Origin of the sequence: Pseudoalteromonas sp. T1lg88 (assembly GCF_002964765.1) — a bacterium.
Classification (GTDB): Bacteria; Pseudomonadota; Gammaproteobacteria; order Enterobacterales; family Alteromonadaceae; genus Pseudoalteromonas.
Genome location: NZ_PQCF01000002.1, coordinates 12950 through 37050 on the forward strand (window position 1 = coordinate 12950; position 24101 = coordinate 37050).

16 protein-coding genes and 2 pseudogenes are annotated in these 24101 nt (G+C 49.9%); 7 read left to right on the top strand and 11 right to left on the bottom strand.

Annotation, left to right across the window (positions count from 1 at the left end; all coding sequences use genetic code 11):
• Positions 1 to 36: 36 nt before the first annotated feature.
• From C2M34_RS00685 to C2M34_RS00715, 7 genes are all read right to left on the bottom strand, one after another.
• Complete coding sequence (locus tag C2M34_RS00685) at positions 37 to 738, bottom strand: electron transport complex subunit E (protein WP_105257810.1); 702 nt, start codon at positions 736 to 738, stop codon at positions 37 to 39.
• Positions 738 to 1376, bottom strand: coding sequence for an electron transport complex subunit RsxG (rsxG, locus tag C2M34_RS00690; protein ID WP_105200617.1), 639 nt, complete (start codon positions 1374 to 1376; stop codon positions 738 to 740). The genes C2M34_RS00685 and rsxG overlap by 1 nt, the downstream gene beginning before the upstream one ends.
• Complete coding sequence (gene rsxD / locus C2M34_RS00695) at positions 1373 to 2431, bottom strand: electron transport complex subunit RsxD (RefSeq protein WP_105257811.1); 1059 nt, start codon at positions 2429 to 2431, stop codon at positions 1373 to 1375. The genes rsxG and rsxD overlap by 4 nt, the downstream gene beginning before the upstream one ends.
• Complete coding sequence (gene rsxC / locus C2M34_RS00700) at positions 2428 to 4875, bottom strand: electron transport complex subunit RsxC (RefSeq protein ID WP_105257838.1); 2448 nt, start codon at positions 4873 to 4875, stop codon at positions 2428 to 2430. Before rsxC ends, rsxD begins: the two co-directional genes overlap by 4 nt.
• Before the next feature lie 11 nt (positions 4876 to 4886).
• On the bottom strand, positions 4887 to 5441 hold the full coding sequence (gene rsxB / locus C2M34_RS00705; RefSeq protein WP_105215795.1) for an electron transport complex subunit RsxB: 555 nt from the start codon (positions 5439 to 5441) through the stop codon (positions 4887 to 4889).
• 2 nt (positions 5442 to 5443) lie between these two features.
• Positions 5444 to 6025, bottom strand: a complete 582-nt coding sequence (gene rsxA / locus C2M34_RS00710) for an electron transport complex subunit RsxA (protein ID WP_105190380.1) — start codon at positions 6023 to 6025, stop codon at positions 5444 to 5446.
• 131 nt (positions 6026 to 6156) lie between these two features.
• On the bottom strand, positions 6157 to 7188 hold the full coding sequence (locus C2M34_RS00715; RefSeq protein ID WP_105257812.1) for a LacI family DNA-binding transcriptional regulator: 1032 nt from the start codon (positions 7186 to 7188) through the stop codon (positions 6157 to 6159).
• A gap of 486 nt (positions 7189 to 7674) precedes the next feature.
• Between C2M34_RS00715 and pgi the strand changes: the two genes are divergently transcribed.
• The 7 genes from pgi to hemH all read left to right on the top strand — a co-directional run bounded on the left by pgi (position 7675) and on the right by hemH (position 18186).
• Positions 7675 to 9318 carry a glucose-6-phosphate isomerase gene (pgi, locus tag C2M34_RS00720; RefSeq protein WP_105257813.1) on the top strand — a complete coding sequence of 548 codons (1644 nt, stop codon included), beginning with the start codon at positions 7675 to 7677 and terminating at the stop codon, positions 9316 to 9318.
• A gap of 370 nt (positions 9319 to 9688) precedes the next feature.
• On the top strand, positions 9689 to 11161 hold the full coding sequence (gene zwf / locus C2M34_RS00725) for a glucose-6-phosphate dehydrogenase (RefSeq protein WP_105200613.1): 1473 nt from the start codon (positions 9689 to 9691) through the stop codon (positions 11159 to 11161).
• Complete coding sequence (gene pgl / locus C2M34_RS00730) at positions 11161 to 11871, top strand: 6-phosphogluconolactonase (protein WP_105257814.1); 711 nt, start codon at positions 11161 to 11163, stop codon at positions 11869 to 11871. The genes zwf and pgl overlap by 1 nt, the downstream gene beginning before the upstream one ends.
• 405 nt (positions 11872 to 12276) lie before the next feature.
• Positions 12277 to 14877 (top strand): TonB-dependent receptor, encoded by a 2601-nt coding sequence (locus tag C2M34_RS00735; RefSeq protein WP_105257815.1) that lies wholly within the window; start codon positions 12277 to 12279, stop codon positions 14875 to 14877.
• Positions 14878 to 15274: 397 nt separating this feature from the next.
• Positions 15275 to 15982 (top strand): SapC family protein, encoded by a 708-nt coding sequence (locus tag C2M34_RS00740; protein ID WP_105200610.1) that lies wholly within the window; start codon positions 15275 to 15277, stop codon positions 15980 to 15982.
• A 190-nt stretch (positions 15983 to 16172) separates the two neighbouring features.
• Complete coding sequence (gene adk, locus C2M34_RS00745; RefSeq protein ID WP_105215662.1) at positions 16173 to 16817, top strand: adenylate kinase; 645 nt, start codon at positions 16173 to 16175, stop codon at positions 16815 to 16817.
• Positions 16818 to 17181: 364 nt separating this feature from the next.
• Positions 17182 to 18186, top strand: coding sequence for a ferrochelatase (gene hemH, locus C2M34_RS00750; RefSeq protein ID WP_105200608.1), 1005 nt, complete (start codon positions 17182 to 17184; stop codon positions 18184 to 18186).
• 52 nt (positions 18187 to 18238) lie between these two features.
• Here the strand turns inward: hemH and tpx are convergent, their stop codons facing one another.
• The 4 genes and pseudogenes from tpx to C2M34_RS00770 all read right to left on the bottom strand — a co-directional run bounded on the left by tpx (position 18239) and on the right by C2M34_RS00770 (position 23913).
• Positions 18239 to 18835 (bottom strand): thiol peroxidase, encoded by a 597-nt coding sequence (gene tpx / locus C2M34_RS00755; RefSeq protein WP_105215660.1) that lies wholly within the window; start codon positions 18833 to 18835, stop codon positions 18239 to 18241.
• Positions 18836 to 19151: 316 nt separating this feature from the next.
• Positions 19152 to 20659 (bottom strand): annotated as a pseudogene (locus C2M34_RS00760) (SpoVR family protein).
• 14 nt (positions 20660 to 20673) lie between these two features.
• Complete coding sequence (locus C2M34_RS00765; RefSeq protein ID WP_105200605.1) at positions 20674 to 21960, bottom strand: YeaH/YhbH family protein; 1287 nt, start codon at positions 21958 to 21960, stop codon at positions 20674 to 20676.
• Positions 21961 to 21989: 29 nt separating this feature from the next.
• A pseudogene (locus C2M34_RS00770) lies at positions 21990 to 23913 on the bottom strand (PrkA family serine protein kinase).
• Positions 23914 to 24101: the final 188 nt, after the last annotated feature.

The window sequence follows — 24101 nt, forward strand, 5'->3', positions numbered from 1 at the left end:
CTGCCCTTGTTATTTTTATACAGTTTCGCGTGGACGCTAGTCTAAGCTGGTAACCCGAGCGCGAGGCCCTTTTACCTGCTCGGCATCCGGTGCCAGTTGCTTTGCCTTTAATTGCGCGTCAATGAGGTTTTTAGCGGCAATCAATAAACCCAAACCGATAAAGGCACCGGGCGGCAAAATAGCCAGTAAAAATTGATTATCAAAATGAATGATGTCCAGGCGCAGGCTTTGAGCCCAAGGGCCAAGGAGTAAATCGGCACCGTCAAACAAGGTGCCTTGGCCAATCAATTCGCGCATGGCGCCCAATACGCAAAGAATAAGGGCAAAGCCAAAACCCATCATCAAGCCATCCCAGGCACTGAGCAGGGGGCTATTTTTTGAGGCGAATGCCTCGGCGCGACCAATAATGGCGCAGTTGGTCACGATCAAGGGAATAAAAATACCCAGTGATTGATACAGGCCGAAGGTAAAGGCATTCATCAGCAATTGAATAATGGTTACAAAGGCGGCAATGATCATCACAAATACGGGAATACGTATGTCTTTAGGCACCCAGTTACGTACCAGGGACACGGTGACATTCGAGCCCACCAAGACCAGCAGGGTGGCAAGGCCAAGACCTAGGGCATTGGTGATGGTGCTGCTCACCGCCAGCAACGGGCACAGGCCAAGCAGCTGAACCAGGGCCGGGTTATTGGCCCAGACACCGTCTTTAAAAAGGGTTTTGAAATCTCTCATTATGACTCTCCCGGGTTGCAGCTATTCTCTGCCTGGGCCAGGGTATTGAAATTACGCTGCGCATAGAGCACGGTATTTTTTACCGCACCTACCACGGCGCGCGGGGTTATGGTGGCCCCGGTAAACTGATCAAAGGTGCCGCCGTCTTTTTTCACCGCCCAGCGTCTGTCATCCTGGCTGCGCACCTGTTGGGTGCTAAAGCTGTTGATCCACTCGCTGCGTTTGGCTTCTATCTTATCGCCAAGGCCGGGCGTTTCGTTGTGTTTGGTAACCCGCACGCCCGCTACCGTACCGTCGGGGTAGATGGCGCTGAGCAGCTCGATATTGCCGCTGTAGCCATTCGGTGCCGTGCTTTGCATCACCAAGGCCACCACCTCGCCTTGCTGTCGGGCCCGGTAGACGGTATAGCTAGGCTGTGGGCCCAGCTCCTGGCTGCTTATCTGAGTGCAATCCAGATACAATTCGTTGTCATAGGCAGACTCGGGAAGTACTTGATGCAGCAGCCCCTGTAGCTGTTTTTTCTCTTGAATGGCAATTTTAGGTGCGGTGAATTGCTGGACCAGGGTCACAGCACCTGTGGTGAGCAGCGCAAAGGCGGTCAAAATGGCGCCATTTTTTCCCATAGATGAGAGGATCATGATTTTGCTCCATAGCCATAGGTGCGCGGTTGGGTGTAATGGTCAATCAGCGGTACCGCCATATTCATCAGTAACACGGCAAAAGCCACCGCATCCGGGTAGCCACCGAAACTGCGGATCAGGTAAACGATCACGCCAATGGCGGCGCCATAAATCAGGCGGCCACGATTGGTAGTAGATGCCGATACCGGATCCGTGGCGATAAAGAAGGCGCCCAGCATGGTGGCGCCACTGAGTAAGTGGAATGCTAAGCCGGGCTGATTGCCTGAATCGAAGATATAGCCGATGCTGGCACACAGGGATAAGGCTGCGAGCATGGCCACGGGAATATGCCAATTGATCACCCGCTGTTGCAGTAAAAATAAGCCACCAAGTAAATAAGCGGCGTTAACCCATTGCCAACCCAAGCCGGCGGTCTCGGTAAAAACAGGCTTTGTCATGCTCTCGGCCACGGTCAAACCATGGCTGACATCGGTGCGCAGGGTATCCAAGGGCGTGGCCATGGTAATGCCATCGACGTTGGAGCGCAGTTGCTCCAAACTGTATCCAGATTGGCTATAGTTGCTGAAAATCATACTTAGCTCATCAAGCAAACCGACCTGATGATGCATCAATTCTGCCGGCGGTAACCAGGAGGTCATTTGCACCGGAAATGAAACCAGCAGCAAGACATAGCCCGCCATGGCCGGGTTAAATAGGTTGCCACCCAAGCCACCATAAAGCTGTTTAACAAAGACGATGGCGAAGAAAGTGCCGATCACTATCACCCACCAAGGTGCCAAGGGAGGAATACTTACCGCCAATAACAGTCCGGTCAACCAGGCGCTGCCGTCTTGCAGGGTGTGCCAAATTTTACGGCCGCGCAAATACAGCACACCGGCTTCAAACAGGGTGACACACACCAGGGCCAATGCCAGCTGGATCAGCACCCCAGCGCCGAAAAAGTAGCACTGCGCCAATATTCCCGGCACCGCAGCCAGGGTCACTAACATCATCACACTTGTGAGCGATTTATGGCTGTGCTTATAAGGTGAACTCATCATATTGAGATTCATGATGGATCCTCTTGATCTGGTTTATTTTGGGCATCGCGCGCCGCTTTTTTCGCTTTGGCACGAGCTATGGCTGCCGCAACCGCCGCTTTCTTTTTATCTTCCGCTGACGATTGCGCATCAAGGGCTTTCGCTCCTTCGTTAGGCTTGTCCTGAGTAGCTTCGCCTTGAGCAGTCTCGGTTTTAGCGGCGTCTGCAGCTTGGGCCGCTTTCTTTGCTTTGGCACGAGCTATGGCTGCCGCAACCGCCGCTTTCTTTTTATCTTCCGCCGAAGATTGCGCATCAAAGGCTGTCGCTTCTTCGTTAGGCTTGTCCTGCGTAGCTTCGCCCTGAGCAGTCTCGGTTTTAGCGGCGTCTGCAGCCTGGGCCGCTTTCTTCGCTTTGGCACGAGCTATGGCAGCGGCGACGGCGGCTTTCTTTTTATCTTCCTCGGACTGTGGTGCTGCGGCCGAGTTTGCGTCATCGTTTGTCTCTACCTTTGCTTCATCGGCTTCGGCTGCCTGTGCGGCCTTTTTCGCTTTAGCACGGGCAATTGCGGCGGCTACTGCAGTCTTCTTATCGTCTTGCGCCGGTGCGTCAGCATCTTCGGCTTGCGCCGCTTTTTTCGCTTTGGCGCGAGCTATGGCAGCGGCTACCGCGGCTTTTTTATCGTCCTGCGCTGGCGCCTCAGTTTCTGCAGCCTGGGCTGCTTTTTTCGCTTTGGCACGAGCTATGGCAGCGGCTACCGCCGCTTTTTTATCGTCTGCTGCGACCGGCTCGGCAGTATCCGCTTGTTGCTTTTGCTCTTTATACAAGCGTGCCTGCTCTTTACGGGCGGCGCGCTCCTGCGCTACTTCGCTGTTATCCGGTTCAAGCTGTTCGCCTGCCTTTTTCGCTTTAGCACGGGCAATGGCGGCGGCGACCTTGTCTTTGTCAGCGCCTTTATCGGCTTGCTTGCTTTTAACCCGAGCTAGGGCTTCGGCCACCTTTTCTTTGCTTTGCGTGTCTTGCTCTTTGCTGCGACTAGGACGCTTATGGCGATTGCGACGTTCTTCTTGTTCGCGCTCTAAGCGCTCCTTACGGGCTTCAAAGCGCTCCTTGGCACGGTCCGATTTAATTTGTTCAATCTGCTGTTCGCGAATTTCCGCTTTGGCCACGCGATAATACTGCACCAGTGGGATTTCGCTGGGGCAGACATAGGCACAGGCACCGCATTCGATACAGTCGAATAGCTTGTGCTCTTCGAGCTTTTTGTATTCCTTGGTCTTGGCGAACCATTGCAACTGTTGCGGCAACAAGGAAGCCGGGCAGGCATCGGCGCAGGCGCTACAGCGAATGCAGGCACGCTCTTCACCCGGGAATGGCATCTCGGCTTCACTTGGCGCCAGGATACAGTTTGTGGTTTTCACCACGGGAATACGTACCGTGGGCAGGGTAAAGCCCATCATGGGGCCGCCCATAATCACCCTTTGCATCGGCTCCGGAGTAAAGTCTTGTTGCGCCAATAGGTGTTTGACCTCGGTTCCCAGCAAGGCCCAAACATTGCGCTGCTCGGCCAGGGTGTCACCGGTAACTGTGACCACACGCTCAATCAGTGGCTTACCCAGCTCAACCGCCTGTTGCACCGCGTACATGGTACCTATGTTTTGCACCAGCACGCCAATATCGGCGGGAATGCCGCCGGCGGGCACTTCTTTTGACGTTAGGATCTGGATCAGCTGTTTTTCCCCGCCGGATGGGTACTTGGTGGGGATGGCGCGCACCTGCATATCTTCAATGCTGGCACAGGCTTGCTCCATGGCCGCTATTGCCTTGGGCTTATCGTCTTCGATAGCGATCAGGGTGATCTTGGGCTGTAACAGATGGCGCAGTACTTCAATACCGCGCACGATTTCGTCGCTGTGCGCCTGCATCAGCACATCATCGGCGCTGATATAGGGTTCGCACTCGGCGCCGTTGATGATCAGCACCTCGATTTGCTGCTTGGTCGAAGCCTTAATATAGGTTGGGAAGCCTGCGCCACCCATGCCGGAAATACCGGCAAAATGCAGTATGTCGATTAAACGCTCGGCAGTCAGCTCGCGGTAATTAGGGTGGGGCACTAGCTCGCACCAACGGTCTTCGCCATCGGGCTCAATAATAATGCTGAGCTCCGGCAATGCCGACGGGTGTGCCGAGGGCATAGGAGTAATATCGACGATTCGCCCAGAGGTTGGCGCATGCACGGGCACCGACCAGTTGGCATGAGGCTTGGTTAATGCCTGGCCTTTAAGCACCTGCTCATGGACATTCACCAGCAGGTGTCCTTGCGCCCCTATATGCTGTTTTACCGGCAGCACCAGGCGCGGCGGCAGCGGCAGAATATGGATAGGCAACGAATTTGACTGGCTTTTGTTTACCGCCGGGTGAACGCCACCTGGGCTTGGCCAAAGTTGTCCGCGACTAATACGAGCTAATAAAGAGTCCAACACTGCACCTCTTAATCAATTTGTGTCACGGGGATGGCTTGCAACTGCCATTTCCACGTCTGTTTGGTTTGCGCTACCGGCACCATGTCGATGCAATCCACCGGGCAGGGGTCGACACATAAGTCACAGCCGGTACATTCATCAATCAGTACCGTGTGCATTTGTCGCGTGGCACCAACTATGGCGTCGACCGGGCAAGCCTGAATACATTTGGTGCAGCCGATGCACTCGTCTTCGCGAATATAGGCCACTTTCTTCTCCGGCTCGGCCTGTTCGCCACCTGCGAGCGGGGTCGCTTCAACGCCCATAAGGTCGGCTAATTTTTTAACCGTGGCTTCACCACCGGGCGGGCACTTGTTGACATCATCGCCATTGGCGATGGCTTCGGCATAGGGACGACAGCCTGGATAACCGCACTGACCACACTGGGTCTGAGGCAAAATGGCATCGATTTGCTCGACTATGGGGTCGCTTTCAACGCGAAAACGCACCGCGGCAAAACCTAGGATGACGCCGAAGATTAACGCTAGGAGCCCTAAGGCACAGAGGGCGTAAAATAAAATCATCATTAAAACTTAACTAATCCGCTAAAGCCCATAAAGGCCATAGACATTAACCCAGCGGTGACCATGGCAATGGCCGCGCCTTTAAAGGGCACAGGCACATCGGCACCGGCTAAGCGCTCGCGCATTGCCGCAAACAGCACCAAGACCAAGGAGAAGCCCACCGCGGCACCGAAGCCGTAAACGGCCGACTCGACAAAACTATGCTGCTCTTTGATATTTAACAAGGCGACACCTAGCACCGCACAGTTGGTGGTGATGAGCGGCAAGAAGATACCCAGTAAGCGGTATAGTGTGGGTGAGGTTTTCTGCACCACCATTTCGGTAAATTGCACCACCACGGCGATCACCAAGATAAAGCTCATGGTACGCAAAAAGGTCAGCTCAAGAGGCAGCAGAATATATTGATTTACCAGGTAACTAGTGACGGACGCCAGGGTCAGTACAAAGGTGGTGGCCAGTGACATGCCGACGGCGGTATCCAGTTTGCTGGACACGCCCATAAAGGGGCATAAACCCAAAAATTGTACTAATACGAAATTGTTGACCAACACGGTACTGACAAGCAGTAAGAGATATTCCGTCATAGGCACCCAAGAAGCTGAAAAGAACCGAACTATTATCCTTATTTCTCGGCCATTTCACAACCATTGCGATGGTCAATAGGCGAGGATGGTCAATCGCGAGAGAGTGGCGGCCGAGACCGCCATGTTTGTGCTTAGGCGGTTTTGGCGTCGGAGCTGCCGCGGATCACCAGGCTTGGGGTGAAGATACGAGTGATGTCTTTATCCTGATTGCGTGCGCCTCGGGTTTTACTGAACAAGAGTCGTGCCGCATGCTGGGAGATCTCGTCATTATTCTGATGAGCCGTGGTCAACTTGGGCCAGGTTTGTTTGGAAAAGGGTGAGTCCTCAAAGCCGGTGATAGCCAGTTCGTCAGGGATGGCAATATTCATCAGGCGCGCGGCAAACAAGGCGCCGGCGGCGATTTCATCGTTACCGCCCATCACGGCTGTGATGCCAAGGGCATTGTCGTTTTTGAGCAGTTCCTTGGCCCCCTTTACGCCAGACTCAAAGGAATAGTCGCCGCGGAAGAGCAGGGCTTCGCTGGCCTGAATCTGATTGTCTGCCAGAGCTTGTTGGTAGCCGGCCAAACGCTCGGTGGTGGACTTGTGTCCCTGATCACCGCAAATAAAGGCGATGTTCTTATGGCCAAGCTGCAACAGGTGAGAGGTGATCTCGTAGGCCGCCGCATAGTCGTTAACATAAATACAAGCGCTGTTGTCCTTGTTATCACCACGACCTGAGAGAATGCGCACATAATGCATATTCATTTCATCGAGTTCATCGATAAGGTCTTGTTGTTCCGACAAAGGCGGGGTGAGCACCAGTCCGGCAATACGGGAGCGGCGGATCATGGTTTTCAGTTCGGTTTTCATATCGCTGTCGGCGTAGCTGCAGGGATGGATCACCAGCTCATAGCCTTCCTGGCGGCAGCGCGACAAAACACCGTTTTGCATGTCGATTACATAGTAGGCGTTAGGGTTATCGTAAACTAAACCTATGGCGTAGGAGGAAGTACCGGCCAGGTTGCGGGCGGCCAGGTTGGGCTGGTAATTGAGTTCTTTTACCGCGGCCATGACCTGGTCATGGGTTTTTTTGCGCACCGAAGGCTCGTTATTGATTACCCGCGAAACCGTTTTCATTGACACCCCGGCCAGTTTCGCAACGTCATTTATGGTTACTTTCATGAGCGTTTCTTATTATTTTGGCAGCGCTTGGCGGTGCCCGTATTTGTTATCTAATTAGCGTCTCTAATTAGTGACCTAGATGGTACTGTACACAGCAGAGAATCGAGTAAAGCTTAGGTCTATTCGCTTCCTAGTTTTGCCAGTTCCCACTCGCTGTTTCCAAAGAAAAATGACTGTAGGTCAAGTTTTCATTGAGTGTATCTAAAGTTATAAATAATTAGCAGGAATAATTTTAATTTTTCCTAATGATACCGGTGTCAAGGACGAAAATATGCGCTATGATCCGCCCATAAAATTTCAAATAAGCAGTTTGACAGCGTTGTCATTTTAACTTAACGTTTACCGAAAATGGCAATTTTAAACGCAAGATTAGTGGGTTTGTCCTCGTACTTTCACAAAAATAAAGAAAAATGTGGTGATAGTGAGTGAATTCGCGCGCAACGGTCGCGAGTCTATTAATCTAGTTGGAAAGGTAAGGAATTAACAATGGTAGCAAGTCGTTCACAATTAACGAGCTGGCAAACGCTTCAAAAGCAGGCCCAAGGGTTAAAAAACACCCACTTAAAACACCTGTTTGCCGCGGACGCAAGCCGCTTCGATAAGTTGTCATTGGCTATTCCCGGAGTGCTGTTTGATTATTCCAAACAACTGATAGATGTACAGGTACGCGACACCCTGGTTGAGCTGGCGGAGCAATGCGACCTGGCTCAGTGGCGCGACAAGATGTTTGCTGGTGACAAGATCAATTTTACCGAGCAACGCGCGGTCTTGCATACGGCACTGCGTAACCCAGGCACTCAGGCTATTAATCTTGATGGCGTCAATGTTGTTGAACAGGTACACAAGGAACTGGCGAAAGTAGCCGCTTTTGTTGACAAGGTGCGCAGTGGTCAATGGCGCGGTTATAGCGATAAAGCCATTCGTGATGTAGTCAGTATTGGTGTGGGCGGTTCTAATCTTGGCCCGCAAATGGCGACAGAAGCATTGGCAAGCTATGCCGATGATACCCTCAACATACATTATGTTTCCAATGTTGATGGGGTGCAGATAGCTCAGGTATTAAAGCAACTCAACCCAGAAACTACCTTGTTTGTGGTGTCGTCGAAAACCTTTACCACCTCGGAGACCATGACCAACGCCGCCACCGCGGTACGCTGGTTAAAAGAGGCGGCCAAAAATGATGGCGCTGTGGCCAAGCATTTTGTTGCCGTGAGCACCAATTTGCAAAAAACTGCAGCCTTTGGCATTGCCGATGAAAACGTATTCACTATGTGGGACTGGGTTGGTGGTCGCTTTTCGATGTGGAGTGCGATAGGTTTGCCTATAGCCCTGTATCTTGGCTTTAACGCCTTTAGTGAATTGCTGGCCGGCGCCTTTGAAATCGATGAGCATTTCCGCGAGGCCCCGTTAAACGCCAATATCCCGGTGCTTATGGGCTTGTTGAGCGTTTGGAATACCAGCTTTTTAGATCATAGAGCCCAGGCTATTTTGCCTTACGATCAAGCCCTGCATATGTTGCCTGCCTACTTGCAGCAAGGGGAAATGGAAAGTAATGGTAAGGCGGTAAATTTTGCCGGTGAACCTGTGCCTTATACCACGGTGCCGCTGATCTGGGGGATGACGGGCATTAATGGTCAGCATGCCTTTTACCAGTATCTACACCAAGGCACGACTATAGTGCCGGCGGACTTTATTGCGTCGGTCGAGCCGCAGACCGAGGTTGATGGCCATCACCATGTTTTGATGTCGAACTTCTTCGCTCAAAGCGAGGCCATGATGAACGGGGTTGACGCCGAGCAGGTGCGTGCCGATTTGCTGCAAAAGGGTGTCAGTGAGCAACAAATAGAAGAGTTGATCCCTCATAAGCTGCATCCGGGAAATCGGCCAACAACCTCTATTATTTTAGATAAGTTGGATGCGAGAGCGCTGGGGCGCTTAATCGCCTTGTATGAGCATAAGATTTTTGTGCAGGGGATCATCTTACAGATTTGCTCCTTCGATCAATGGGGCGTCGAACTTGGCAAGGGACTGGCAAAGAATATCGAGTCGGAACTGCGGGCGCAGAGTGTTGGGGAGCACGATAGCTCAACGCAGGGACTGATGGCGTATTATCTGAATAAACGCCGATAACAGATTTAGCTGCATCGTCAGCAAAGCCGAGTGGCGCTTATCCCATGATGGGACGGCTTACAGAATACCTTTGAACGGGTAGCGCTGGAGTCTTTGGGGCCTGTATTTTTGTGAGAGGAATTACAGTGACCCTAAAGCTCATTTATTCCCAAGCTCCGATAGCTAGTTGTCTAGGATCGGAGCTTTGCCTTTTTCGCCGCTAAGAATTCGTCTGGCGTTAAGGGCTAGACGCACCCTTGGGTGCGCACCAACATCAGGGTCACAGGCCGTGGGCTTGTTATAATTCCCAATAAGAACAACGAATATGCCCTATACAGGCTCGGCATTGCTGGCTTGTCGGAACACACAGTAAACAGGTAGAGAGTAAATCATGCTAAATCCTTTTGATATCATAATCTTTGGTGGTGGTGGCGACCTTGCTTTGCGCAAGCTGCTACCGGCCATGTATCGCGCTTATCAGGAAGGGAACCTGCCACAAGGAACGCGGATCTTACCTAGCGTACGCAGCGTAGAACAGCGTGACGAATACATTGAAACAGCTCACACAGCTTTAAAAGAGCACCTGAGCCAGGGCGAATACAATAACAAAGACTGGCAGGCTTTTGCCAACTACCTGGTACCCGTGCTGATCAATGTAACCGAGGCCGATGAGCATTGGGATGAGTTGAACAGCATTCTGAATGAGCATGATGAAGATAAATCACGTGTTTTCTATCTTTCTCTGCCGCCAGCCGTTTACGGTACCTGCTGTGAAATTTTATCCACCAAGGGTCTTATCACCGACACCTCGCGTGTGGTCGTGGAAAAACCAATCGGCTATTGTGGTGAGTCTGCCGAGCAGATCAATGGGAAAATCGCGCAATACTTTAGCGAAGAGCAAGTTTTCCGTATCGACCATTACCTGGGTAAAGAAACGGTGCAAAACCTGATGGCGCTGCGTTTCTCTAACTCAGTATTTGAGAACCTGTGGGATGCCAAGACCATAGATAATATTCAAATCAGCATTTCCGAGACAGTAGGTCTGGAGAGCCGCGCTGGCTTCTATGACAAGGCCGGGGCGCTGCGCGATATGATACAAAACCACTTGTTGCAGTTGCTGTGCCTGGTGGCCATGGAGTCGCCGCATAAGCTCAATGCCAACTCCATTCGCACCGAAAAATTAAAAGTGCTTGAGGCGCTGCGTCCGCTGGTGGCCGAGCAGGTCGATGACAATATCGTTCGTGGCCAGTATGTGCCCGGCGATCTTGGCGGCAAAATAGTCCCGGGCTATCTTGAAGAGCTCGCGGACGGCCCAAGCAATACCGAAACCTTTGTCGCCATTAGGGCGCATATTGATAACTGGCGTTGGGCGGGTGTGCCATTCTATCTGCGCACCGGTAAGCGCATGAAAAAACGTTGTGCCGAAATCGTGGTTGAGTATAAGCCAGTTTCTCATAATGTTTATGATGAGAGTGTTGGCCCCATTCAGCCTAACCGTTTGGTGATCCGTTTACAGCCGGAAGAGAGCATTCAATTAACCCTGATGTCAAAGCGTTTGGACAATCTTGAGATGCAACTTGAGCCGGTGACCTTGAACATTGAATTATCCGAGTCTTATGGCTCAGGTTTCCACTCCGATGCCTACAAGCGCTTGATGCTCGATGCTGCGGCCAATAATCCAGCTCTGTTCATTCACCGTGACGAAGTACGTCAAGCCTGGCAGTGGATCGACCCTATTATTGAGCGCTGGCAGGAAAAAGGCGCGCCGGCTTTATACCGTGCCGGTACTTGGGGCCCAGTCGATGCCGATGAACTGCTGGCCGAAACTAATCACCGTTGGTTCAACACAGGAGAGGGTGCATAATGGCGACCATTACAGAGCATTTTTTTGATTCAAAAGAGCAAATGACACAGGCCCTGGCAGCTTCGCTGGCGGAGCGTTTAACCAGCGCTTTAACTGAGCGTCAACGTGCGTCTTTAATGGTATCCGGCGGCTCTTCACCGGCACCGGCCTATAAATATCTGTCGGGCCTGGATATTGCCTGGGACAAGGTTGATGTGGCCATGGTTGACGAGCGTTGGGTTGATGCCGACCATGATAAGAGCAACGAAAGCTTTATTATCAGCACCTTGTTGCAGGATAAGGCGGCAAGCGCCAACTTTATCACTATGAAAAATAGCGCTGAAACCGCCGAGGCCGGGGTTGAGCAGTGTGAGCAAATGTATGCACAGATCCAGCGTCCGTTCGATGTCACCATCTTGGGCATGGGTCCGGATGGCCATACCGCATCTTTATTTCCTCACGCCGAAGGTTTAGAAACAGGCTTATCTTCACAGCAATTAGTGTGTGCGATTAATGCCATCGAAAGCGAAGTGACCGGTGCTATCACCGAGCGTATGACTCTTACCCTTCATGCTATCGCCCAATCGCGAGTGGTTAAGTTGTTGATCAGCGGCGAGGAAAAACTGGCTGTCTACAAAGAAGCCAAAGCAGGTGGTGATGTGCAGGCGATGCCTTTGCGCGCTGTGTTACAGCATCCAGACATCGAACTGGAAGTATACTGGGCTCCGTAAATAATTACCTGTAAGGCTTGGCCTTTAAAATACAGAAAACGCAGCTTAGGCTGCGTTTTTTATGGCCATAGGTTTACCTATTTCATTTCGATATCCTTTTGTGATCAGCTCTTGCAACCGCGTATTAACTTTCACTTATCGCGTACTTTACTCTTGCTCTAGTATTTGTGTTATATTCGCCGCGATTCAATCCAACAAACCCCTAATAGCTCATAGTTAAATCAAATAAAATCAGTTTGTTACAGTTTTATTAGTACTTTTTTTAAACTAAAAAGACAAAAAATGTAGCGAATTTGTAATTTTGAGTGTAAGGTTTGTTACTAGATGACAGCGTTGTCATCATCACTGGGCAGAAGTGATTTGATAATCAATAAAATGATTCAAGAATAATTAAAGGGGAATCCTGTGTTAGCTAAAAATTTTAAGAAAAGCTTATTAGCAGTGAACGTTACTCTCGCGCTCGGCGCCGGTTTTTCTGGTGTAGCCGTGGCGGCCGATACACAAACACAAGTAAAAGAAGATGTTGAAGTAATTGAAGTTCGCGGTATTCGTCGCTCGCTTGCGGCGGCCATGAACACCAAGCGTTTCGCCAATTCGGTTGTCGATGCCGTATCCGCAGAAGATATTGGTAAATTTCCAGATAGCGATGTGGGTGAAGCCCTGGGTCGTATTTCCGGTATCTCGGTAAACCGCCAGTTTGGCCAGGGTCAACAGGTGTCTATTCGCGGTGCGTCGGCGCAGCTGACTCGCACCTTACTTAATGGTCACTCGGTGGCATCAACAGGTTGGTATGATCAGCAGTCAATCGACCGCAGCTTTAACTACACCTTGTTACCACCTGAGCTGGTTGGCGGCATTGAAGTAAGTAAGTCTTCACAAGCAGATACAGTAGAAGGCGGCATCGGCGGCACGGTGAACGTGAAAACACGCAAGCCGCTGGACTTAGATGCCAACACCATTTTCGGTGGCATCAAGGCGGACTATGGCACTATTTCCGAAGAGACGGATCCGGATGTATCGGGTCTTTATTCGTGGAAAAACGACAACGAAGACTTTGGCTTCCTAGTAGCCGCAGCTTATTCGGAAACCAGCTATCAGCGTAACGGCATCGAATCTCTAGTTGGCTGGGGTGAGATAGTTCCTACTACCTTCCAGCAAGAGCGTGAGCGCACCGCAATCAATGCCGCTTTCCAGTATCGTCCAAGCGATGCCCTTGAATTAGGCTTAAATATCATGAGCCTGGAACTTGAAGCAAACAACGCCAACACTTCGCTGTTCGCCGTATTCCCGGATGACAAAGCCGCGGCCTGTGAGCAAACCAATGCTTCGGGTACCTGTACTTTCTATCGTCGTAGTGCCGATGATACTAACCCGGGCTGGGCGCAAACCTGGGCTCGTGCAGGTTCAATGACCTCAGATACGGTTGATTTTGACTTTAAATATGTGGCCGACAACTTCGAAGTAACCGGCCGTATCGGTAATACCCAGTCGGACGGTGGTACCAACCTGACTTCAAACTATGGTTTCTGGTTGGGCACTCCGGCGGATTTCGCGGGCACCTATGATGCTACCGGGGATGTGATCAAGATAGATATCGCCAATAAAGAGTTTGATGCCAGCGACTTTAACGGCGAGCTGTCGCCGGCAGGTTGGTCACTGAAGAAACAACCCAACTCGGACGAAGAAACCTATGCCCAGGTGGATTTCACCTTCCCGGTAGATTTTGGTGCCATTACCGCTATTAAAACAGGTGTACGCTGGGCTGATCATGAGGTTAAGCAGCTGACCTATTCGGCAAACCTGATTGATAATATCGCCGCTAAGAGCGCCGATCACTATTACTCAGGCACGGTTTCATCGGGCGCAGGTTTTACTTTGCCAGAGCCAAACTTGGATGCCATGATCACCGACGGTTACGCGGCAATTGCCAGCTTTGATAATACCTCTGACGTTTATCGCTCAGGTTACGGCACCATAAAGGAAGAAAACCTGGCACTTTACCTAATGGCCGACTTTGAAGCCGAAGGGATGCGCGGTAATATCGGTGTGCGTTATGTGTCTACCGATGCCGAGTCTGACTACTATGATCTCGATGCCATGGGCAATTATGCGGATACTCTGAGCACCGACAAGGCGGACTATGATGAAGTCTTGCCGAGTGTGAACATTGCCTTTGACCTAAGCGAAGACGTGATCTTACGCGTGTCGGCGGCCCAGGTTATGTCACGCGCTAACTACGCGGATATGTTCTCAGCTTCCACTTTGGCCGGTTACAACGACGGTACCTCGGGTAACGAAGTGCTGAAAAAAGGTAATATCGGTCTTGAGCCATTCAAGGCAACTCAGGCGGACTTTGGTATCGAGTACTATTTCGATAACGACGCCATGTTCAGCGCCACTTACTTTATCAAGGATATCTCTAGTTTTACTAAAACCGATCAAGTGCTTAACCAAGGCATAGGTATTGTTGATAACGATTCGGGCGTAGATAACTGGACCATAGCCACCATGGGCACAGGTAGCGGCGGTGACATTCAAGGTCTTGAGCTGCAATTGCAGGACGGCTTTGACAATGGCTTCGGTTACCAGGTGAACTACACCTTAGTAGATTCATCGGCACCGGCGGAAAACTTCCCGGATCGTGTATCCGTGTTTACCGATTCATCGGATCACACGGTTAACTTGGTTGGTTACTATGAGACAGACGACTTTAACGTACGCCTTGCCTATAACTGGCGCTCTGAGTACATGATCCGTGAGTTGCCTGGTTTCTATGGCAACCGTGAGCACCAGGACTATGGCACTTTGGATTTAAGCGCCAAGTACTCGGTGACCGACAGCCTGGATGTGACCTTTGAAGCCGTGAACCTGACCGAAGAAGACAGTGTACAAATCGGTGTAGCCGAAGGCGATGCTCAGGTAGTACCTGAGCTGAAAGACGGCTACCCGGCGTGGTTCTTCGAAGGCGAAGCTCGCTATAAGCTTGGTTTACAGTTCCGATTCTAATACCAATTCTGTTAAGTATGTGAGCAGATATAGCGCTGGATAAATGATGTGATAACAAGGCGGGATTTTTTCTTATGTAGTTATTCTACATAGAAAAATTCCAACGCTGTGAGCATGATATTTAGCCCGCTAGAATGATTAGCTATTTAAGTGAATTGGTATAATTAAGCTGTGCGCTACAGCAAAAAGCCAGTGTTTGAGCACTGGCTTTTTTTATGCCCTTAATTTGCGGCGTTTTAAACAAGTCTAACCAAGGGCTAGGGCATTACCGAACCGCCAAAATAGGGGGAAAAGGGTACATCAAACTTTAATGTATTTTCACTTTCTTTTTGTCAACAAAACCGATAGCCTTAGGCCACAACAAGTAATAAATACGTAAATAGTATGGAGCAGTATCATGGCGGAACAACAAGTACAGCCTTTGCATAACGAAAAGCATGCCAACACAAAAATTAAACCTGGCCTTAACATCGAATTTTTAAAAACTCAGCATTTAGTGCCGGTAGTGGCGCACGAGTTTGGTCGTATCGCCAATGAATTCCCACTGGCGTTCGTAAAAAACAATGAGTCTGGTAAATTCCAAGCGGTTGCCTTATTCGGTCTTGAGCCGGGCGAAAACCTGTTTATCAAAGACGACCAATGGCAGGCAGCTTTTGCCCCGCTAGCGGTTACTCGCTACCCACTAGGTCTGGTTAAGCACCCAGAGCAAGAGCAATACGGTGTGGTTATCGATGAAGCCAGCCCGCTAGTTGGCGAAGAAGAAGGCAATGCCCTATTCGAAAACGGTGAAGAGACGGAATACCTTAAGCGTCGTAAAGAAGCTTTGGTTTCTTTTATCGAGTTCAGCGGTGTAACCGATGCCTTCACTCAGTACCTTGCCGATAAAGAACTACTGGTAGCACAAACGCTAACCGTTGATATCAAGGGCGAGAAAAAAGACATCACGGGTATCCACCTGATCGATGAGAAGAAGTTGCAAGAGCTTAGCGATGAGGACTTCCTTGAGCTACGTAAGCGCGGTTACTTGGCGCCTATCTACTCTTTCTTAACCTCGACTCATCAGGTTGGTCGCCTAGCTCGTTTGAAAGCTGAGCGCGATGCATAAGTAAATCGTTTAACAACGAACATAAGAGCCCGGAAATAACCGGGCTTTTTTATGCCCGGCTGGTCACTAAATCGGCTGTTAACCATGTTGGACGAAAGTTTTACCTTTTTATCCTTGAGTAACACTCGTCCTTGTGAAAAAATTTGAGTTTATTTTATGACCCCAATAACGCAGACACGAGGATATGATTATGCGCATTATCTTATTAGGCGCACCCGGTGCTGGTAAAGGCACGCAAGCTCAGTTTTTAATGGACAAGTACGGCATTCCACAGATTTCTACCGGTGACATGCTACGTGCTGCTATTAAAGAAGGCACGCCGCTTGGTTTAGAAGCGAAGAAAGTGATGGATGCGGGCCAACTTGTGTCTGACGATATTATCATTGGTCTGGTTAAAGAGCGTGTAGCTAAAGCCGACTGTGAAAACGGCTTCCTACTTGACGGTTTCCCGCGCACGATTCCACAAGCCGATGCCATGAAAGAAAACGGCATTGCCGTTGATCATGTTATCGAGTTTGATGTTGCCGACGAAGTGATCGTCGAGCGCATGGGCGGTCGTCGCGTACACCCAGGCTCTGGCCGTGTTTACCACGTAGTTTACAACCCGCCTAAGGTGGAAGGTAAAGACGACGTGACCGGTGAAGACCTAATCATCCGTGATGACGACACCGAAGAAACGGTACGTAAGCGTCTGGCTATTTACCACGACCAAACCAAGCCTTTGGTTGATTACTACCAAGGTGAAGCCGATGCGGGCAACACTCAGTACCACAAGCTAAATGGTACTCAGGCGGTTGAAACCGTAAGTCAGCAACTAGCTGAATTACTAGGTTAAGCGCCGAAAAAACAAAAACCGCCGTCAGGCGGTTTTTTGATCCTAGCGCTGCTTTTATCGGTATAATCAGTATCCTAGGGTCTGTTTATCTTTGCGGTTTACTTTATGTTCAATCTAAACCCATTCTGATCGCGACGCTCGTTATGCAGCATAGTTATTCTATGTCGGTAACGAGCAACAAAGAGCAGAGGGCGTTTAGAAGAACCCCTAGGGCAGCGCTTGAAGCCTATTTCTCCCGTGTTGGCACATGTTTATGTAGAATAACTACACCACACATGTGCCGCCTTGTATAAATACGTTACAAACAGCTACAGAAACAAACAACAAAGGTCAACAGACCCTTGCAACGAAAGGAAATGAGTTTATGTCTTTAGCTTTGACGCAGCCAGCCAGTCGTTATGGTGTGTTGTTGGTCAATTTGGGAACTCCGGAGGCACCGACGGCCGCGGCGGTGCGTGCTTACCTTAAAGAGTTTCTTTCGGATACCCGAGTGGTGGAGATCCCGCCTTTGCTGTGGTCCATCATCCTCAATGGCATTATTTTGCCCACACGTTCAGCTAAGGTGGCCAAGGCCTATGCCTCTATCTGGCAAAGTGAAGGCTCGCCGCTGCGGGTCATTACCGAGCGTCAGGCAAAGGCCCTCAAGCAAGCCATTCAAAGCCAAAGTGGTCAGTCTATTCATGTGGACTATGCCATGACTTATGGCCAGCCCAGCATTCAACGCAGAATTGCTGATATGCAGGCTCGCGGCATCGACAAGATAGCTGTCTTGCCTTTATATCCTCAGTATTCGGCAACCACCACGGCGGCGGTATTCGACAAGCTAAACCGTCATCTTGCTAAGGTGCGTAATATTCCCGAGATCCGTTTCTTAAAGCATTATTATGAGCGCGACAGCTATATTCATGCCTTGGCCGGGTCTATTGCCAAATACCGCCAAGTTCATGGTGACGCAGAAAAGCTGATTTTCTCCTTTCATGGTATCCCTAAGCGCTGTGTGAATAAGGGCGACCCTTATTACGAGCACTGCAAGTTTACCGCCGAGCGCTGTGCACAGAAGTTGGGGCTCAGCGATGAGCAATGGCTGATGACCTTTCAGTCGCGCTTTGGCAAAGAGGAGTGGTTACAGCCCTATACGGATAAAACCTTAACCGAACTGGGTCAAGCCGGAGTGAAGAAGCTGCAGGTGGTGTGCCCGGCCTTTGCCGCCGATTGTTTGGAAACCCTGGAGGAAATATCGGTAGAAAATGCCGAGATTTTCACCGAAGCGGGCGGTGAGCATTTGGGTTATATCCCAGCACTGAATGATGATGCCGAGCATATCGAGCTCTTGGTCGAGCTTGCCTATTCGCAGTTGCAGAACTGGTAATTAAAAAAGCGCCCTCGGGCGCTTTTTTAATGTCTGATTTTTACCGCGGATATTAAAGTGAATCTAGAGCGGCGATGGCTTTTTTATAGTCCGGCTCTTGTGAGAGTTCACTGACCAATTCCTTGTAAACCACCTTGTGCTCTTTATCGAGGACAAATACGGCTCGGCTTAAAATGCCCATGTCTTTAATAAGCAGCCCATAGTGTTCGGCAAAATCGCGCCACACAGCATCGGATAAGGTTTCCAGCTTGTCTATGCCTTCTGCGGCACAATAGCGTTTTTGCGCAAAGGGCAGATCGGTGCTGATGGTGAGCATGGCTACCTGCGGGTAATTGGCCGCCACCTGCTCGTTAAAATGTTTGGTTTGAATGCTGCACACCCCAGTGTCTAGGCTCGGCACTACGCTTAGCAGTACTGCCTGTTGTTGATAATCACTCAGGCCTTTGGCCTGGAATGCACTATCGACAACACGAAAATCAGGAGCCTTTTGACCAACGGCTACACCATTTCCGAGCAGTACCACGGGCTTGCCTTTGGCTGTAACCTTATTGGCATCCAGGGTGTTGATGGTGGTGCTTTGTTCTGCGAAGGCGCCGTAGCTGACACTGGAAGCCAGCACGAGGGCGCTGAGCAATACTTTATTTATCATATTCTTGCCTTAATTTTAATCTGTATGCTGTAAATTGTTTTGATAGAGCCAGTCTATATTTAAATTGAGTAATGTTAATACCACTATTTGTGGTTAGCTTTTGTAAAATAAGCGGTAATTATCATTTCATACCATTCTCAGCCCCTGGTGTCAGGTATTCTAAGTGATGAAAACACCAGTGTCGCGCAGCCGTAACTCGCCCGCTTTTGCCCACAGGCTGAGAAGTAAAACTTATGCTCGCAACCCATGACTGAGAATGTCTGACTCTATTACAGACCGACAATCTAGACGTTTTATTTCTTCGTTTATTCTCGACTTAGTGCTCGAGTTCCAACTCTGAGTTGGGGCAAGTGCCTAACTTGACTATGCTACCGTCAGCGTTTTCCTGCTCAAGGCGCACGGGGAAGCCCCATAACCTGTGCAGGTGTTTAAGCACCTCATCCTTGGATTCGGCCAATGGAATACCAAGATGAGGGATATAGCGCAGGGTTAGCGACCTATCGCCACGAATATCAATGTTATAGACCTGAATATTGGGCTCATGATTGCTGAGGTTGTATTGTGCTGACAGCGCCTGGCGAATTTTTTGGTAGCCGTTTTCATCGTGGATCGCTGCGACTTCTAAATGCGGTTGCTGGCTGTCATCGACAATGGAAAAAAGTTTGAATTCACGAATGAGCCGCGGTGATAAAAACTGGCTGATAAAGCTCTCATCTTTAAAATTCTGCATCGCAAAATGCAGGGTTTCCAACCAATTACTGCCCGCATACTCGGGGAACCACTGACGGTCCTCATCGTCCGGATTTTCACAAATACGGCGAATATCCACCATCATATTAAAACCCAAGGCGTAGGGGTTGATGCCGGAGTAATAATTACTGTTGTAGGGTGGCTGATAAATTACATTGGTGTGGCTTTGCAGCACCTCGAACATAAAACCATCGGTGAGTTTGCCCTCGTCATAGAGGTGATTAACAGGGTGTAGTGCCAGAAGGTGGCCCAGCCTTCATTCATAACCTGGGTTTGCTTTTGCGGGTAGAAGTACTGGGATATTTTGCGCACTATACGCACTATCTCGCGCTGCCAGGGTTCCAGGAGAGGCGCATTTTTTTCGACAAAATAGAGAATATTTTCCTGCGGTTCTGAAGGAAAACGCGGGCGCTTTTTACTTTTTTGTTGTTCACTGGTGGGAATGGTACGCCACAGCTCATTGACCTGAGATTGCAAGTAATCGGCGCGCTCCTGCTGGCGCTTTTGCTCCTCATACAGGGATATTTGCTGCGGTCGCTTATAGCGGTCGACGCCATAATTCATCAGTGCATGGCAGGAGTCGAGAATATCTTCTACCTCATCTATGCCATATTTTTGCTCGCACTCGGCGATGTAGTTTTTGGCGAACAGCAGGTAATCGATAATGGAGCCGGCGTCGGTCCAGGTTTTAAACAGATAATTCCCCTTAAAAAAGGAATTGTGGCCATAACAGGCATGGGCCATCACTAAGGCCTGCATGGCCATGGTGTTTTCTTCCATCAGGTAGGCAATACAGGGGTTGGAGTTAATAACGATTTCATAGGCCAAGCCCATTTGGCCACGGCGGTAGTTTTGCTCTGTTTGAATAAATTTCTTACCGAACGACCAGTGGTTGTAGCCTATGGGCATGCCGACGCTGGAGTAGGCGTCCATCATCTGCTCGGCGGTGATCACTTCAATCTGATTGGGGTAAGTGTCGAGCTTATAGTGCTCGGCGACCCGTTTGATCTCCTGCCGATATTCTTCCAGTAAATCAAAAGTCCAATCTGGGCCGTCACTTAAAGGCTTGGTCATAGTCACCCCTTATGCTAGGCGCGTTGCGCCGTAGTGCTTGCACTTTTTTTAAAGAGTTCGCGGAAGATAGGGTAAATGTCTTCCACCGAGGTAATGTGCTTAATGGCAAAGTTCCCGAAGTGCGCCGCTAATTGTTCATACTCGCGCCACAGGCTTTGATGGGCGCGATTGGTGATCTCCACATAGGCGTAGTAGCGCACCATGGGTAAAATCTTGTTGCTCAGTACCTCAGCGCATTGAGGGGAATCATCGGCCCAGTTATCGCCATCGGACGCTTGGGCGGCGTAGATATTCCACTCGCTGGAGGAATAGCGGGCGGCAATGATCTGGTGCATCAGCTTTAGGGCGCTGGAAACTATGGTGCCGCCAGTTTCTTGAGAATAGAAAAACTCCTGCTCATCGACCTCCTTGGCCTGGGTATGGTGGCGTATATACACTACCTCAATGTCTTTATAGGTGCGGGTCAGGAATAAGTAGAGCAGAATATAAAAGCGCTTTGCCATATCCTTGGTGGCCTGATCCATGGATCCAGACACATCCATCAAGCAAAACATCACCGCCTTGGAGGTGGGGTGGGGGCGCTTTTCATAGTTGCGAAAGCGCAGATCATAATTATCGATAAAGGGCACGGCCGAAATTTGGCGTTCCAGCTCTTCTATTTGCACCAGCAATTGATTGATACGAGTTTGCTCCGGCACAGGTTGTTGCTCTAGGTGCATAAGTTCTTGTTTGAGTTCGGCCAACTCACGCTTTTTCCCTGCTGTCATGGCCACTCGGCGCGCTAAGGAGCTTTGCAATGAGCGGATAATGTCTATATTGCTTGGCACCCCATCGCTACAAAAACCGGCCCTGTGGGTGCGCATCTGCACCAGCTTGTCGAGGCTGTTTTCCTGTAAGTTAGGCAGCTCTAGATCTTCAAAAAGGAGGTCGAGATATTCGTCCTTGGAGATGGAGAACACAAAGTCATCCGTGCCTTCTCCTTGGTCGCTGGCTTCGCCTTCACCGGCGCCACCGCTTTGCCCTGCTGGAGGGCGCTTGATCCTGTCGCCGGTATTGAACTGATCATTGCCCGGGTGCACCTGCTCGCGAAAGCCGCCCTTGCCCTGATGAAACACCGGCTCTTTGATGTCCTTTGCGGGTATGGATATGCTCTCACCGCTGGACACATCGGTGACACTGCGTTTGTTTATGGCGTCTGAAACGGCTTCCTTAATTTGCTTTTTATAGCGTCGAATAAAGCGTTGACGATTAAGCGTACTTTTATTCTTGCCGTTCAGGCGCCTATCGATAAAGTGCGCCATAAAATTCCCCTCAACTTACTTCAAAGGCGTTATTGTGATTTGCGTACGCGCAAGTACCACTCAGATAACAGCCTTACTTGTTTCTGGGTGTAGCCCTTAGCTACCATGCGATTTACAAAGTCTTCGTGCTTCTTCTGATCTTCCGCCGAGGTTTTGGCATTGAAGGAGATAACCGGCAACAAATCCTCGGTATTTGAGAACATTTTCTTCTCTATCACGGTGCGAAGCTTCTCGTAGCTGGTCCACAAGGGGTTTTTGCCATTGTTGTGCGCCCGTGCCCGCAGGACAAAGTTGACGATTTCGTTGCGGAAGTCCTTAGGATTGGAGATGCCCGCAGGTTTTTCAATTTTTTCCAACTCGGCGTTCAGAGCGGCACGGTCAAATAGCTGCCCCGTATCCGGGTCGCGGTATTCCTGATCCTGAATCCAAAAGTCTGCATAGGTCACATAGCGGTCGAAAATATTCTGACCATATTCGGAGTAGGACTCTAAATAAGCGGTTTGCAGCTCTTTACCGATAAATTCAACGTATTGCGGGATCAGGTAGCCCTTAAGGTGCGATAAGTAACGCTCTTGTACCTCGGCACTGTATTGTTCACGCTCGATTTGTTGCTCAAGCACATAAAACAGATGCACCGGGTTGGCCGCCACTTCGCTGTGATCAAAGTTAAAAACCCGGGACAGTATCTTAAAGGAGAAACGTGTCGACAGCCCGGTCATCCCCTCATCGACGCCAGCGTAGTCGCGATATTCCTGATAGGATTTGGCCTTGGGATCCGTATCCTTGAGGCTTTCGCCGTTATAAACCCGCATTTTTGAATAAATACTGGAGTTTTCCGGCTCTTTAAGGCGGGATAAAACTGAGAACTTGGCTAAAGTCTCGAGTGTGCCTGGGGCGCATGGAGCGTCGCATAGCTCACTGTTTTGTAATAGCTTATCGTAAATTTTTACTTCTTCGGTAACGCGCAGGCAATAGGGCACTTTAACGATATAAACCCTGTCGAGGAAAGCCTCGTTGTTTTTGTTGTTTTTAAAGGTTTGCCATTCTGACTCATTGGAGTGAGCGAGAATAATACCGCTAAAGGGCAGGGCCGAAATGCCTTCGGTACCGTTATAGTTGCCTTCTTGGGTTGCAGTAAGCAGTGGGTGCAGCACCTTGATTGGCGCCTTAAACATTTCCACAAACTCCATCAAGCCTTGGTTGGCCAGGCATAAAGCGCCGGAATAGGCGTAGGCATCGGGATCATTTTGGGCAAAATGCTCTAGTTTACGAAATATCGACCTTGCCAACTAGGGCCGAGATATCCTGGTTGTTCTCATCGCCGGGTTCGGTTTTGGCGATGGCGATTTGATTTAAAATAGAGGGGTAGCGCTTAACCACCCTAAACTGGCTGATGTCGCCATTGTATTCTTTTAAGCGTTTTGCCGCCCAAGGCGACATTATGGTGCGCAAGTAACGTTTTTTGATGCCGTATTCGTTCTCTAACAGGTCGCCATCTTCCATAGCGTTAAAAAGGCTTAATGGATGGTCATTAACCGGCGAGCCTTTTAAACAATAAATCGGCACCTGTTGCATCAGGTATTTCAATTTTTCGGCGATGGATGACTTACCGCCACCAACTGGGCCAAGTAAGTACAGAACTTGTTTATACTCTTCAAGGCCTTGCGCGGCGTGTTTAAGGTAAGACACTATTTGCTCTATGGCATCTTCCATACCATAAAACTCACTGAATGCCGGGTAGCGGGCGATCACCCTGTTGGAAAAGAGGCGACTGAGTATCGAGTCTTGCGAGGTATCTATCATCTGCGGCTCGCCTATGGCCGTCAGTAGTCTTTCAGCGGCCGTGGCGTAGGCCGTTTTGTCTTGTTTGCACAACTCTAAAAACTCGCTAACGCTATATTCTTCTTCTTGGGATGCTTCAAAGCGAGATTGATAATGCTCAAATATTGTCATAGCGACCTCCAAGGAACCCGAAGCTAAGATGAAAGGCAAAGATGCAACTCGGTTACTTAAAGCGTAGACAGTGTTATAAAAATTTGCGAAATATATTAGGAATTTAGTCCTCTGGATTGGCGTTGGATTCGGGCATAAAAAAAGCCCAGTTGTACACCGACAACAAGGCTTTTTTTGTCATTTAGTCA